12 protein-coding genes and 1 pseudogene are annotated in these 13,905 nt (G+C 66.0%); 7 read left to right on the top strand and 6 right to left on the bottom strand.

The window, feature by feature from the left end; translation table 11 throughout:
* Window positions 1-12: 12 nt before the first annotated feature.
* From M3I53_RS14375 to M3I53_RS14365, 3 genes are read right to left on the bottom strand one after another with little or no spacing between them, the layout of a single operon-like run.
* Window positions 13-213, bottom strand: coding sequence for a DUF1656 domain-containing protein (locus M3I53_RS14375; RefSeq protein ID WP_254316574.1), 201 nt, complete (start codon window positions 211-213; stop codon window positions 13-15).
* Window positions 197-1,711, bottom strand: a complete 1,515-nt coding sequence (locus tag M3I53_RS14370) for an efflux transporter outer membrane subunit (protein ID WP_254316573.1) — start codon at window positions 1,709-1,711, stop codon at window positions 197-199. The genes M3I53_RS14375 and M3I53_RS14370 overlap by 17 nt, the downstream gene beginning before the upstream one ends.
* Window positions 1,708-3,930 carry an FUSC family protein gene (locus tag M3I53_RS14365; RefSeq protein WP_254316572.1) on the bottom strand — a complete coding sequence of 741 codons (2,223 nt, stop codon included), beginning with the start codon at window positions 3,928-3,930 and terminating at the stop codon, window positions 1,708-1,710. Before M3I53_RS14365 ends, M3I53_RS14370 begins: the two co-directional genes overlap by 4 nt.
* A gap of 328 nt (window positions 3,931-4,258) precedes the next feature.
* Here M3I53_RS14365 and M3I53_RS14360 point away from each other — a divergent pair, with 328 nt between their 5' ends.
* From M3I53_RS14360 to M3I53_RS14330, 7 genes and pseudogenes are all read left to right on the top strand, one after another.
* Window positions 4,259-5,224 (top strand): LysR family transcriptional regulator, encoded by a 966-nt coding sequence (locus tag M3I53_RS14360; RefSeq protein ID WP_254316571.1) that lies wholly within the window; start codon window positions 4,259-4,261, stop codon window positions 5,222-5,224.
* Between the two features lie 189 nt (window positions 5,225-5,413).
* Window positions 5,414-5,773, top strand: a complete 360-nt coding sequence (locus M3I53_RS14355) for a response regulator transcription factor (RefSeq protein WP_254316570.1) — start codon at window positions 5,414-5,416, stop codon at window positions 5,771-5,773.
* A gap of 212 nt (window positions 5,774-5,985) precedes the next feature.
* A pseudogene (locus M3I53_RS38625) lies at window positions 5,986-6,162 on the top strand (ATP-binding protein); the annotation flags it as partial.
* The gene (locus M3I53_RS14345; RefSeq protein WP_254316569.1) at window positions 6,159-6,815 is read left to right on the top strand and encodes a response regulator transcription factor; all 657 of its coding nucleotides are present in this window, start codon (window positions 6,159-6,161) and stop codon (window positions 6,813-6,815) included. The pseudogene M3I53_RS38625 and the gene M3I53_RS14345, both read left to right, overlap by 4 nt.
* Before the next feature lie 417 nt (window positions 6,816-7,232).
* A complete protein-coding gene (locus M3I53_RS14340; protein ID WP_254316568.1) occupies window positions 7,233-8,162 on the top strand; it encodes a helix-turn-helix domain-containing protein in 930 nt (309 codons plus the stop codon).
* Window positions 8,149-8,340 (top strand): hypothetical protein, encoded by a 192-nt coding sequence (locus tag M3I53_RS14335; RefSeq protein ID WP_254316567.1) that lies wholly within the window; start codon window positions 8,149-8,151, stop codon window positions 8,338-8,340. The genes M3I53_RS14340 and M3I53_RS14335 overlap by 14 nt, the downstream gene beginning before the upstream one ends.
* Window positions 8,341-8,440: 100 nt before the next feature.
* Window positions 8,441-8,839, top strand: a complete 399-nt coding sequence (locus M3I53_RS14330; RefSeq protein WP_254316566.1) for a DUF3331 domain-containing protein — start codon at window positions 8,441-8,443, stop codon at window positions 8,837-8,839.
* A gap of 102 nt (window positions 8,840-8,941) precedes the next feature.
* Here the strand turns inward: M3I53_RS14330 and M3I53_RS14325 are convergent, their stop codons facing one another.
* Genes M3I53_RS14325 through M3I53_RS14315 form a run of 3 tightly spaced genes read right to left on the bottom strand, consistent with a single transcriptional unit; the run spans window position 8,942 to window position 13,679 of the window.
* Window positions 8,942-9,937 (bottom strand): cytochrome d ubiquinol oxidase subunit II, encoded by a 996-nt coding sequence (locus M3I53_RS14325; protein WP_254316565.1) that lies wholly within the window; start codon window positions 9,935-9,937, stop codon window positions 8,942-8,944.
* A 36-nt stretch (window positions 9,938-9,973) separates the two neighbouring features.
* The gene (locus M3I53_RS14320; RefSeq protein ID WP_254316564.1) at window positions 9,974-11,371 is read right to left on the bottom strand and encodes a cytochrome ubiquinol oxidase subunit I; all 1,398 of its coding nucleotides are present in this window, start codon (window positions 11,369-11,371) and stop codon (window positions 9,974-9,976) included.
* Entirely contained in the window at window positions 11,358-13,679 is a 2,322-nt protein-coding gene (locus M3I53_RS14315) for an FdhF/YdeP family oxidoreductase (RefSeq protein WP_254316563.1), read from the bottom strand. The genes M3I53_RS14320 and M3I53_RS14315 overlap by 14 nt, the downstream gene beginning before the upstream one ends.
* Window positions 13,680-13,905 lie beyond the last annotated feature (226 nt).

Genomic DNA, 13,905 nt, shown 5'->3' with positions numbered 1-13,905 from the left:
GTGTGGGCGCGGTCACTGACGCAACAGCAGTGACGCGCCGCTGAACAGCGCCGCGAACAGCGCGACGCGAAAGAGGCCAGGATGCCAAACGAAGCGATACAGGCCGAGCCGCGCGAACGCGAGATCGAGCGCGACGAACAACAGCGCGCAGGCCGCGAGAATGGGCAGCAAGCCCGGCACGAGCAGCGAAAAGCACTCAATCTCGCGCGGCATCGCTCGCTCCTGGATTGGGTCGGGCTGAATTCACGGAGCGCGCTGCGTCATAGCCGCCGCCCAGCGCGCTCATCAGCAACGCCCACGCGTCGAGCCGCTGCGCCTGCACCTGCGCGAGACTCTGCTCCTGCTGCAACTGCGTGTTCTGCGCGGCCAGCACGTTGAGAAACTCGCTGATGCCGCTGCGGTAGCCCGCGTCGGCCAGGCGGTATGCCGTACGCGCGGCGTCTAGCGTCGACTGGGTCGAGGCCTGCTGATCCTCCAGCGCGCGCAGCGACACCGCCTGCACGGCCACGTCGCGCATCGCGTTCACGACCGTGCGGTTGTAGACGTCCACGGCGGCGTCGCGCGACGAGACCGCCACGCCGTACTGACCGCGCCGGCGTCCGCCGTCGAAAATCGGCAGCGAGATCGCCGCGCCGACGCCATGCCCGATGCCGTCGCTATTGAGGAAGTTGAAGAAGCCGCCGAAGGTGGCCGCTGAACCTAGCGAAGCCGTCGCAAGCAGATTGATGTCGGGATAGAAGTCGGCGTGCGCGGCGTCGATGCGCTTGTCCGCTTCGAGCACGCGCCAGCGCGCCGCCACGACGTCCGCGCGATGACCGACCAGTCCCGCCGGCAAGGCATCCGGCAACGCGAGCGGCACGCTCAGGGCGAGCGTTGGCCGCGCGAGCGCGTCGCCGTAGCCGGGGCCTTTGCCGCACAGCGCGGCAATCGCAAGACGATCCAGGGCGATCTGCTGCTGTGCGCGTCGCAGACGCGTCGCGCTCATGGAGAGCTGCGTTTGCGCTTGGGTCGCTTCGAGGCGGCTGCCGATGCCCGCGCGCCAGCGCTGCGTCGCGATCTCGAAGGTGCGCCGCTCCTCGTCCTGAACGGCGCGATACACGTCGGCGAGCGCGTAATCGAGCGAAAGCTGCACATACGCGCGCACGACGCTGGTTTGCAGTTCGACCATGGCAAAGCGCGCGTCGGCGGCTGTGGCGTGCAGATTGTCGAGCGCGCCCGCGCGGATCGCACGCTGTTTGCCCCAGAGATCGAGGTCGTAAGACAGCGTCGCGCCGATGTCGTTGCTCCACACTGTCGTGCCTCCCGGCGGCGCGGGCGTGGTGTAGCGCGCGTAGCGGCGGCGCTCGAACGAGCCATCCATGTTCGCCTGCGGCAGCGCGTTCGCCCAGGCGATTTCCGTCTGGAAGCGCGCGGCCTCCACCCGCGCGGCGAGCGCTTGCAGGTCGGGATTGCCCGCCGTGGCGTCGCCCACCACGCGATCGAGTTGCTCGTCGCCCCAGTGCCGCCACCAGTCGTCTTGCGGCCATTGCGCATCGGCTTGCGTCTCGCGCAAGGCGGCGCCGGGATCGAGCGTACTTGCATCGACCATCGTCGCGTGCGTGTGGATGCCGCCGCTGTTGATGCACCCGCCGAGCAGGAGCGCCGCCGACAACGCCGCCGCGAATGCGACTGTGCGCCGACCGAAAAAGGACAGCACGGTACGCGCTTTCATGCGGAACGCTCCGTGTGCGCCCAGAGTGCGAGCGCGTCGTCGCGCAGCGCCAGTTCCGTGAAGTGCAGCAACGCCTGCATGCGGCAACGGATGAGCGCTTCGTGATCGGCCGGGGCGTCACCCTGCGCATTCGGGCCCGGATCGATGCCCGGCGGCAGCGCCGCGAGCGCTTCGTCGGTGGCGGCGAGCGCACGTCTCGCGCGCTCGGGCGCGGGCGCATCGAACAATTCGGCCAGCGCCTGGAGCCACGCTTGCAGACGATCGGCCCACGCCGCGGGCAGCGCGTCGCCAAGCTGCTGCGTGTCGAGGCGCATCAGGATCATCGCGCGGCCCGCTTCGAGCACGGCAAATGCCCACGCGATCATACGCTCGCGATCCACGCGCGGATCGGCGGCCGCGGAGGCGATCTGCATGATGCCGTCGCGCACTTTCTGCTCGAACGCGTAGAGCAGATTGTCGTCCAGGTCGCCGTCGCGCGCGTCGCTGGTAATGAGGGCGCGCATGTCCGCGAGGTAGCGGCGCGCAATCCATTCGCCCGCGCGCGGCGCGAGCACGGAAAACGCCCCGGCGGCGGTGGCGATCCCGCAAAGCAGCGCAAAGCCCGTGTCGAGATACACGCTCGGGTTATAGACGGCCGGATTCGAAATGCCGACGATGAAGCAGAAGTAGATGTTGAAGCCGAGCCCTAGTACGGCCGTCCTCGGGAACGTGTTAAGGTAGCCGCCGACCATCACGACGATGGCGGTCGCCGCCGCAAGCAGCGTGAAGGTGCCGAGATGGGGCAGCGCGAAAAAGCTGAAGCCGAAGCCGGTGAGCCAACCCGCCAGACAGCCCATGAAGATTTGCCACGCGGCCTTGGGCGGGTCGGGTACGAGCGCGAACAGCGTACTCGTGATTGCCACCGCGACGATCGCGGTCGCGCCGCCAACCCAGCCCGAGGCAACCCACACGGCGCCGACCAGCAGGACTGCGAGCGCCGCGCGAGCGCCTGCGACCAGCGCGGCCGTGCGGTTAGCCACCGCGTGCTGGCGCGCGATACGGCTGATCGCCTGAAGCACGGAGACGTTCCAGGGCAGGCGGTCGGCGTTGCGCGCTTCGATATAGCGGCGGCAGAGCAGGCGCAGATCCGCTGTCATGAAAAGGAGCGCGGCACCGGTGCTCGCCACGACCCGGCGTTGCGATGGCGGCAGATCTGCGAGCGCTTGCAGTTGCGCGGCGAGCCGCGCGGGCAGCGCCGCTTCGAACGCGTCGAGTTGGGAGAGCAAGGCGGCCACGGCGGCGTCCGTGATGCCTGGCGCGCCCGCCTGCGCAGGCATGAGCGCGAGCGTCGCGTCGGTCAGCGCCGCGATGGCGGCCTGCGCGCGGGGATGCGCGTCGGCGATCGCGTGCGCCTTGAGGCGTTGCAGTGCGTAGAGCCACGTGACAGTGTCGAGAAAGCTGCGGTCAAGATCGAGAAAAACGGAATGCAGGAACCGCATCGACGGATCTTCGAATAGCGCGCCGGTGCGCAGCAACTCGACGTTCGCGCGCTCGCTGATAAGGCCCAGCAGCGCGTGCGCCTGCGGAGCGGCTGACGAGGGCGTCCGCGGCATCGACGTCGCGTGTTCGAGCGTCGTGCGCAGGGCGCCCAGCAGATGCGTGAAGCTCACGCGGCTTGCCGCAGCGAGCGCCGGCGCGACGTTACGCGGCAGCACGATCGAACTCACCACGCTCGCGCACACCACGCCGATCACGACCTCGCTGATCGTATAGACCACGTTGTCGAATACGCCGTACGGATTCGATATCGCGGGCATCGCCGTGATCGCCGTGGCGAAGCCGGTGAGCACGAGGCCGTAGGACTGGAAATTGCGAAAGTACGCCGAGCCAAACGCGCACAGTCCGATCCACGCCGCAAGCGCGAGAAAGAAGGGCAACGGCTGCTGGGCGAATAACGCGATCAGAACGAGGCCCGCGAGGCTCCCGCCCACCATGCCGAGCCCGCGATAGAAACCGCGCGCGATCACGATGCCGCTTTGCTGGTGCATCATCACGATTACACAGGAAAGCATGGCCGTGGCCGGCGAGCGCAACTCGAGGCGCATGCACAGGCCCATCGAAAGCGCGACCGCGAGGCCCACCTTGACGATGTGCAGAAAGCGCGGCGCGTCGTCTTTCCAGTACGCGAGCCATTCGTCGCGCAGGCGCGGCGGTGTGGCGCCTGCGGGCGTCACGTTCATGGGTGTCCTTTTCAATGTCGGTTGCGCGTCCGGAAGAATTGCACAGGGCAAAAATGTTTGCGCTTAAGCGCCGGGCGCGGCTTCGGTAGCCAGTCCAACGATAGCAACGCGCTCGCGCCGGCACCATCAGCCTCTGATATGTCCGTTTCAGACCATCGATTGACGTTCCATACCTTGGTTTAGGTTGGGCGCACGGCGTCGTTCGAATCTGAAAACGCCGGCAGAAATCACGCACCTCGACTCGCCGGGCTGTCCATCATCCACCTCGTCGCCAGGTTACGAGTCCCGGCATGCGCTACGGCGCCATTCACAAGTGGAGAGTCTCGCTATGGACATGTTCAAGTCACTCAAGGCATTTATCGCTGTCGGGCAACTGGGAAGCTTCACGCAAGCCGCGCGTGCGTCGGGCTTGTCGACGCCCGCCGTGAGTCGTGCCGTGTCCGACCTCGAAGGCGCGCTCAAGGTACGGCTGTTGAACCGGTCCACCCGCAAGGTGAGTTTCACGGAAGAGGGCGCGCTTCTTTTTGCGCCGCTGCTCGAAGGGATTCAATTGATCGAATCGGGCATGAGCGACGTATGCCGCTCGAACGCGGCCCTGCGCGGGGTGATTCGAATCGGCGCGCCGGCGGTGATTGCGGGCACCATGCTCTCGCCGCTCATCGCGGCCTTCAGCGAGTTGCATCCCGAGATCGAATTCGATGTGTCGATCGACGAACGCCACAACGAGACGCTCGACGAACAGATCGACGTGGCCGTGCGCGTGGGCGTGGAGCCGGACTGTAGCTGGATCGTGCGCGCGCTCGGCACGCTCAAGCTGGTGCAATGCGCCGCGCCCGCGTATCTGCGCCGGCGCGGCGCGCCGCGCACGCCCGATGAACTGGCGCGGCATCGCTGCATCGGGCTAAGGGGCTCGCGCGGTGCGCGCGGTTCGCTTGCCCAGGCCTGGGAGTTCGCCGCGAGCGGCGTGCCGCTTAGTTGCCCGATCCAGGCGGTCGCCACCTTCAACGAGGTGAGTGCCATCGTGCATGCGGCGCGCGCGGGGGTGGGCATTGCGCAGCTTCCGCAGTATCTCGTGCGCGGCGATCTTGCGGCGGGGCGTCTGGTGAGCGTGCTGCCCGACTATGCGAGCGAGCGCCGCAAGGTGCTGCTCTGCTATCCCCGGCGCGCGCCCATGCCCATGCGGGTGCGAAGTTTCATCGATTTCGCCTTCGCGCGCCTGAGCGACGAACTGCACGGCGCGCCACGACCCGCCACGCTCCCGCAGCACGCGCCGCAGGACATGGCGCTTGCGTGAGGGCAGCACCGCTCGAGGCCCGACGAGTGAAACGTTACCCGCTTCATACTTAGATATAGTTGTCACACATCGAGATATAGTGTTACTCGACGACGCTCCTATCTAAGATAACGAACATGAGCGGTCAGCACTTCTCGAGGCCCGCCCGAAACGCTGTACTGGACGAGGACCATTCGCTTGCAAACCCCCATGATAGTTTCCATCGTCGACGATGACGAAAACGTGCGTCTCGCGACTTGCAGCCTGCTGAGGTCGCTGGGTTGCGACGTTCGGGTGTATGCATCGGCTGAGGCGTTTCTGGATTCCGGCCGCCTTGGCGACGTGAACTGCGTGATTTCCGACGTGCAGATGCCCGGCATGGGCGGCATCGAGATGCAGCGCAAGCTCGCCGAACTGGGGTCGGCCCCGCCCATTATCTTTATCAGCGCATTCGGCTCCGAGGCGCGGCGCAAGGAAGCGCTCGCCAATGGCGCGCTGTGTTTTCTCGACAAGCCGGTCAACGGGGATGCGATCCTCGCATGCCTGGACAAACTCAGTCGTTCCACTTGAACGCCACGCTCACCCGATCCGACGCCATTCGGCATCGGCCCGAAGGGGGCCTGGTCCTCTGGCTCGCCGCGCTCGCCGCGCTCGGCGTATTCTGCGTCGACGCGTTCACGCCGCTCGATATCGCCGTTGCCGTCTTCTATGTCGTGGTCGTGCTGCTCGTCGCGTCGAGCGGATCGAGCATGGCCGTGGTGGGCACCGCGGTCACCGTCGGCGTGTTCAATCCATTCTTTACAACAAAGGCAAACGGCATGGGCATGGGATTGTCAATCTGCCGCTCGATCGTCGAAGCGCATGGCGGCAGCATTGGCCTTGACGCGCCGGCGGCTCACGGGGCGCGCTTTTTGATTACACTGCCGCTGGAATCCGCACAAGAGGAGCTTGTCACATGAACGTTCAGCGCGATGCAGGGGGCTTGGCGCCGGGCCGGCTTGTCTACGTGGTCGACGACGACGACTTGATGCGCGAGGCCGTGGGCACCTTGCTGCGCTCGGTTGATCTGCCGGTGCAGACGTTCGCATCGGCGCGCGAATTTCTCGCCTTCGAGCGGCCCGACGTACCGAGCTGCCTGATTCTCGACGTGCGCCTCAAAGGGCAGAGCGGCCTTGCGGTGCAGGAGCAGATTGCGCAGAGCGATCTGCGCATTCCCATCATCTTCATGACCGCACACGGCGATATCGCCATGACGGTCAAGGCCATGAAGGCGGGCGCCACGGACTTTCTCGCCAAGCCGTTTCGCGATCAGGACATGCTCGACGCCGTCGATCACGCGCTCGCGGCCGATGAAAAGCGGCGCAGCGCCGATCGCTCCGTTTCGGACCTGCGCAAATGCTATGGATCGCTGACGCAGCGCGAGCGCGAAGTGATGGCGCTGGTGGCCTCGGGGCTGCGCAATAAACAGATTGCCGCCGAAATGAATTTGAGCGAAATCACCGTGAAGATTCATCGCGGCCAGGCGATGCGAAAAATGGAATCGAATTCATTCGCCGATTTCGTGCTCAAGGCGAAGACGCTTGGCATTAGCGCGTCCGCCGACGAATCCTGAATCGCAACGCTCCTCATATCCCCCGTTTTCCACGCTTGCACGCCCGCCGATTTCCGCCAATGCGCGAATGACCGGGCGCACCGCCGTTCATGGCAGTTTTAATTCTTTCTACCACGCTTTTTATCGGCGGCTCATACCAAGGTATGAGCGGATCAGTGCACCAGGAATAAGCGGCCGACGGAAATACGGCGCGCGCGGGGTACCTCGTCCTTCGTTTCGTACTACGGGATATTCAGACGGGCATTGGGTTAAACGTCGGTATGAGTGCCTCAAACATTCACGCCAAAGGCGCAATCCATTGTACGACTAGTGGGCGCGATATTCGTCGGGTAAGGTGGAGCCTGATCACATTACTCATCGTCGTGGCGCTTCAGGTCGGAACTTCGACACGACGGCGGCGAGAAAGGAGCGAATCTCATGAGCAATCTGTCCGACTGTCTTGTGCCGTCGCGCGCGGCGCGCCAGCCGATCGACGCGGAAGCCGAATGGCGCGTACCGGGCGACAAGCTGCAAACGTCGCCCGAGATGCGGGTCCTGCGCTGGTCGCGCAGGCCGCGCGTGCCGCTCGATGTCGTGAGCGATGGGCATGCGTCGATGCATTGCGTGGCACTCAATCTCAAGTGCACCGTGGTCGATTTCGATTACGGCGCGCGTCCGCTGATTCGTGGGCGCGTGTCGGCGGGCGTCGCGCATGTGGGCGCGCCCGGTGTTGCCGCGCGGGCGTGCTTTTTGTCGCCATGCGACGTGCTGCATCTGTACGTGGCGCAAAAGGTGCTCGAGGAATGCTACGCGGACCTGTTCGAGCACGCGCACAACGGCGACCTCGTGCTCGGCGACGGCCGCTTGCTGCGCGACCCCGCGATCGAGCGCCTGAGCCAGGCGCTAGCGGTTTCGCAGACCAGCGACGCCGCGCTTGGCAAGGTCTTTACGGACAGCGTAAGCCTCGCCATCGTTTCTCGCCTCGTGAGCCGCCAGTACGCGGGAACGTCGCGCAGCGCGCGCGTCGCGGCCGAGTTGCCGAAATGGCGCATGACGCGCGTGATGGAGTACGTCGACGCGCATCTCGGCGACCCCATCGGGCTCGCGGAAATGGCGCAGAGCGCGGGTCTTACGCGCATGCACTTCGCGGCGCAGTTTCGCGAGGCTTGCGGCCTGCGCCCGCATGAATACCTGCTGCGCCGGCGCATCGACCACGCACAGTCGCTGCTGCTCGGCTCGCAGCACAACGTGCTCGACGTCGCGCTCGCCTGCGGCTTTCGCTCGCAGGCGCACTTCACGACCGTCTTCAAGCGTTTCGTGGGAGAGACGCCATATTCCTGGAGGAAAAGCAACGATGGGCTTCGATAGCGACCTCGTGCGCTTCATGGCGCACAGCACGCAGTATCTGCTCGGTCATCTTCCCACGGAAGCGGCGCACGAGCCGAAGGTGGAAACGGCGGTGCTCCCGTCGCCCGCCGAGTGCTTGCCGGGTGTCGAGTCGCCGCATGGATTGGGCGGCATCGAAGCGGAACCTCTCCTCGTCTGAAGCTTGACCGTTGACGCTGCCGCCGCGAATGGAACTTTGGCGCAGCGAGATCCCAGAATCCACAGCAAAGTTGAACGCGGTTACAATAGGAGTCCGAAATATGGAAGCGCAAACGCAAGTTGTCGACCCGTGGCAAATGACGATTGGCCTGCTTGGGTTGTTGTCGGGCGAGACGTGTCCGAGCCAGCCTGTTCCGGCGGCGCGCAAGCCCGCTTCGCGCCGCAGCGCCGACAAGCCCGTGCCCGGCCTCACGATCCGTGTGCTCGAGCGCGCCACGGCCACGCGCGTCACGCTCGCCTGGCGTGATCCCGCGCGGTGCGCGTATTGCGATCAGGAGTGGTATCGCACCCGCGCGCGCCGCTCGGGCGTGTGCGCAGTGAGCGGGCGCGAGATCCGGCGCGGCGAGCACGTCTATCGCCCGCGCCCGATGCGTCCGCAGGCGCTCAACGCCGACGCGATGATCCATAGCCTCGTTCTCGACGAAGCGGCGCGCACTTGAGGTGGAAACCACGCCCGGCGCGATAAGAGGCGAGCATGAAAGAGGGGCGCTCCGCACGGAGCGCCCCTCTTTCATTGGGCGTTCGGAACAAACGCCCGCGTCTCAAGCGTTTTCCTCCGCGTGTGCGGGCATGCTGACCTTGCCGCGGAAGATGTAGTACTGGTAGAGGTTGTAGCCGATCATGACCGGAAACACGAAACCGATGCCGATAAGCATGAAGGTGAGCGTCGCGCTATCGGAAGCGGCGTCGATAATGCGCAGCTTGCCCGGCACGAAGTCGGGAAAGAGGCTGATGGCGAGACCGAGAAACGAAATCAGGAACATCGCGATGGTGGCGCGAAACGGCAGGGCCGACGCCGCGCGCCGCAAGCCGACCAGGATCGCGACGAAGGCCAGCGCCGCGAGCAGGCCGAGCGCGCCAAGCGTGTGCACGACCGGTGCTTGCGACCAGCGGTCGTGGCCCACGCTGCTGTAGAGCCAGGTCGCGGCGCTCAGCGCGAGCGCCGCCGCCACGCATACCTTGGCGCACACGTTTGCCGCGCCGCGCGCCCACTTCTCGAGCGGGCCCTGAGTCTTCTGGATGAGCCATGTTGCGCCCAGCAGACCGTAGCCCGCGATCACGCCCACCGCCGAACAGGCGACGAAGAGCGCGCTCACGGGCCCGGGTTCGAGCGCGGTGATGACCTTGCCGAGGATGACCCCCTGCGCGGCGGCCGCTACGACGCTGCCGAAGCCGAACACGCGGTCCCAGAGGGCGCCGCGCGTCGCGCTGTGGCGGAATTCGATGGCCGCGCCCCGCATGATGAGGCCCGCGATCAACACCATCACGGGCACATAGAGCGCTTGCATGAGGAGGGCGTAGGCGAGCGGAAAGGCGCCGAAGAGTGCGCCGCCCACCACGACGAGCCAGGTTTCGTTGGCGTCCCATACGTGGCCGATCGAGGCGACCATCACGTCGTGATCGGTGCGCTCGCGGCGCAGGAGCGTGAGGATGCCGACGCCGAGATCGAAGCCGTCGGTGACGACGTAGAACGCGAGCATGAGACCGATGAGGCTGAACCAGGTATAGGCCAGCATGACATGCGTGGAAGTATCCATGAGGGTTCCTTCGTCCTTCAGCGAGAGGCGGCGGCTTCAACCCACCGTGGTGTATGAATCGGCCGCTTGCGATGCGGCGCGCGCCGGGGCGACGAGCAGGTCCGGTCCCGTGCGCAGCCAGCGGCGCGCGAGGAGGAAGAACGTGACGATCAGCACGAGGTAGAACGAGAGGAACATGCCGGTGCTGGCGGCGACATGGCCGGGCGGCACGGCCGAGACGGCATCGCGCGTGCGCAGCAGGCCATAGACGACCCACGGCTGGCGGCCCACCTCGCGCACGATCCAGCCCGCCTCGACGGCGATATACGGCAGCGGGATCGCCGCTACCCACGCGCGCAGCAGCCAGCGGCGCTGAAGCAGCGCGTCGAGCCTGCCGTGTACGCGCCGCAGGCACCAGGCGGTCCACAGCGCGAGCGCCACGAACAGAAAGCCGATGCCCGCCATCACGCGAAACGCGTAGTAGAGCAGTGGCAGCATGGGCGGCGGGTCCTCGCGCGCGAAGTCGGCGAGCCCCTTCACGGTGCCGTGCAGCGTATGGGTGCCCAGCACGCTCAGCATGCCCGGCACCTCGATCGACCAGTCGTTGCGCTGCGCAGCCTGATCGGGCCAGGCGAGCAGCGACCACGACGCGCCCTTGCCCGGCGCATTGGTGTGCCAGTGGCCTTCGATCGCTGCGCCCTTGGCGGGTTGCGTGGCGAATACGCTCACGCCGCTCGAATCGCCGAGCCACACCTGCAAGGGCGCCGCGACGAGCAGCACCGCGAGCGCGAGCTTGAACGAGTGCGCGAAGAATTCGGCTTGACGCGCGCGCAGCATTTGCCACGCGGAAATACCCGCGACCACGAACATGCCCGTTTCGATCGCGGCCACCCACATATGGCCCACGCCCCAAGCGACATCGGGGTTGAAGATCGCGTGCAGATAACTGCTGACGACGATCTTGCCGTCGACGACTTCGATGCCCGCCGGCGTCTGCATCCACGAGTTCGCGACCATGATCCAGAACGCGGAGAGGCTGGAGCCTAGCGCAACCATCGCCGTTGCGAACAGATGCACTCCACGCGGCACGCGGTCCCAGCCGAGCAGCATCACGCCGATGAAGCCTGCTTCGAGCATGAAGGCCATCGCGCCTTCAAAGCCGAGAATGTTGCCGATGAATTGCCCGCTGTACTGCGCGAAGCCTGCCCAGTTGGTGCCGAACTGGAACTCCATGGGAATGCCGCTCACCACGCCCACGGCGAAGTTCAGGATCAGAAGCTTCGACCAGAAGCGTGCGTGCCGGTAATACGCGAGATCGCCCGTGCGCAGCCACAGGGCCTCCACGAGCAGGACGAAGGCCGCGAGGCTGATCGTGAGGATCGGCCAGAGAATGTGGAAGATGGCCGTGAGCGCGAATTGCAGGCGCGAGAGGGCGAGCGTGTCAAACAGTTCCATGGAGGCTTCCTTGTTGCGCAGCGGCGCCGGCGCGCCGGATCTTCACGGGTACGCCCTTATAGGAAGGCGTGCGGCTTTGCGGGTCGTAGGCATAGAGCGGCACGAGCGGGTTCGCCTCGGGGTAGTAGGCGCCGCAGCAGCCGTCGGGCAACGCATATTCCACAAGCGTCAGGCCGCGCACGACGCGCTCGATGCCGTCGCGCGACAGGGCGACGAGGTCCACGCGCTCGCCCGCGTGCATCTCGCGGCGGCGCAGTTCCTCGGCGTTCACGAAGACCACGTCGCGTTGGCCAAATACGCCGCGATAGCGGTCCGAATGCGAATAGAGCGTGGTGTTGTACTGGTCGTGGCTGCGCATGGTGGTGAGCCAGAGCGCGTCGGAGTCGCCGTGCGCGGGATCTTCGTCGAGCCCCTGAAACACGAGAAAATTGGCCTTGCCCGTGGGCGTGGCCCAGATGCGATCGCGTGCGGTCGAGCCCAGATGGAAGCCGCCTGGCACGCGAATGCGCGCGTTGTACGCCTGGAATGCGGGAAACACGATTTCAATGGCCTCGCGGATGCGGTTGTAGTCGGCCACCAGGTGCTCCCAGGGCACGCGCGAGCGCGCGCCGAGCGTGGCGCGCGCGATGCCCGCGACGATTGCGGGTTCGCTGCGCAGGTCCGGCGAGGCGGGCGGGTTGCGGCCCGCCGAAGCGTGCACCATCGACATCGAATCCTCCACCGTGATCGATTGCGGGCCGTTCGCCTGCACGTCGATTTCGGTACGGCCGAGGCAGGGAAGGATCAGCGCGTCCTTGCCGTGCACGAGATGGCTGCGATTGAGCTTGGTCGCGATGTGCACCGTGAGCGCGAGGTTGCGCATGGCCGCCTGTACGCGCGGCCAGTCGGGCACAGCCGCCGCGAAGTTGCCGCCCAGGCCGATGAAAACCTTCGACTCGCCCTTGAGCATGGCCTCGATGGTCGCGACGACATCGCGGCCATGTTCGGCGCTCGGCCGAAAGCCGAAGGCGCGCTCGATGCCGTCGATGAGCGCCGCATGCGGCTTTTCCGTGATGCCGACCGTGCGGTTGCCTTGCACGTTCGAATGGCCGCGCACGGGGCACACGCCCGCGCCTGGGCGCCCCACATTGCCGCGCATGAGCGCGAGGTTCGCGACCTGCTGCACATTGGCGGTCCCGCAGTGATGCTGGGTGATGCCCATGCCGTAGACGAGGATCGCGTTCTTCGCCGCCGCGTAAAGGCTCGCGGCCGATTCGATGTCAGCCTGCGCGAGGCCGCTATGGGCGGCGATCGATTTCCATGACGTCGCGCGCAAGTCCGCTTCGAGCGCCTCGAAGCCCAGGGTATGGCCCGCGATGAATTCGGTATCGAGAATGCGCGGGCGGTCGTGTGCCACAGCGGCGTCGTCCATTTCGAGCAGCGCCTTCATCATGCCTTTGAGCACGGCCGCGTCGCCACCGACCTTCACTTGATAGAGACAGGTGCTGATGGGCGTCGAGCTGAAGGTGGCCATTTCGATCGGGTTCTGCGGCGCTGCGAAGCGCTCGAGCGCGCGCTCGCGAAACGGATTGAACGAGACGATGCTCGCGCCGCGGCGAGAGGCCGCGTGCAGGTCGCTCATCATGCGCGGGCTGTTGGTGCCGGGGTTCTGCCCAAAGATGAAGATGGCGTCCGCGTGCTCGAAGTCCTCCAGCAGCACCGTGCCTTTGCCGACGCCGATCGACTGCGGCAGGCCCACGCTGGTCGCTTCGTGGCACATGTTTGAGCAGTCGGGGAAGTTGTTGGTGCCGAACTCGCGCACGAACACCTGGTAGAGAAACGCGGCCTCGTTCGAAGCGCGCCCCGACGTGTAGAAGTCAGCTTCGTTCGGGCTTTCCAGCGCGTTCAGATGCGTGCCAATCAGCGCAAATGCTTCGTCCCAGCCGATGGGCGCGTAACGGTCGGCGGCGGCGTCGTAGCGCATGGGGTGGGTGAGGCGGCCGACCATTTCAAGGTCGTAGTCGTCCCACGCGGCGAGCGCGCTCACGCTGTGCGCGGCGAGAAATTCCGGCGTGCAGCGCTTGTCCGTGGCCTCCCAGGCCACGGCCTTCGCGCCGTTCTCGCAGAATTCGAACGAGGAAGTGTGCTTCGGATCGGGCCACGCGCAGCCGGGGCAGTCGAAGCCCTCGGGCTGGTTCATGCGCAGCAACGTGCGCGCGCCGGAGACCGCGACACCCTGAAGCGCGAGTGCATCGCCCGTGGCGCGCAACGCGCCCCAGCCGCCCGCCGGTTCTGTATAGATGCGGATTGTTTTCTTGTCGCTAGCCATTTCGATTCCTTCGCGGCAAGGGAGGACGCCACGTGTGCGAAGGGTGACGCGTTTGCGCCGCCGCAGCTTGCGGCGCACGGCTGGCGATTTCGAAATCGCACGGCGATGCGTGCGGGGGGTTTCGAGCGGGGTTGCTCAGGTGTGGGCTGGCGGCCCAGATGAGCGTGCGAATCCTGAAAAGACATCGTGCATTGAGAACACCGGTGCGGTTGCGCGCGCCGATACT

The organism is Paraburkholderia sp. CNPSo 3272 (assembly GCF_024206495.1).
Lineage (GTDB): Bacteria > Pseudomonadota > Gammaproteobacteria > Burkholderiales > Burkholderiaceae > Paraburkholderia.
This window is presented reverse-complemented; position numbering and strand designations above follow the sequence as displayed.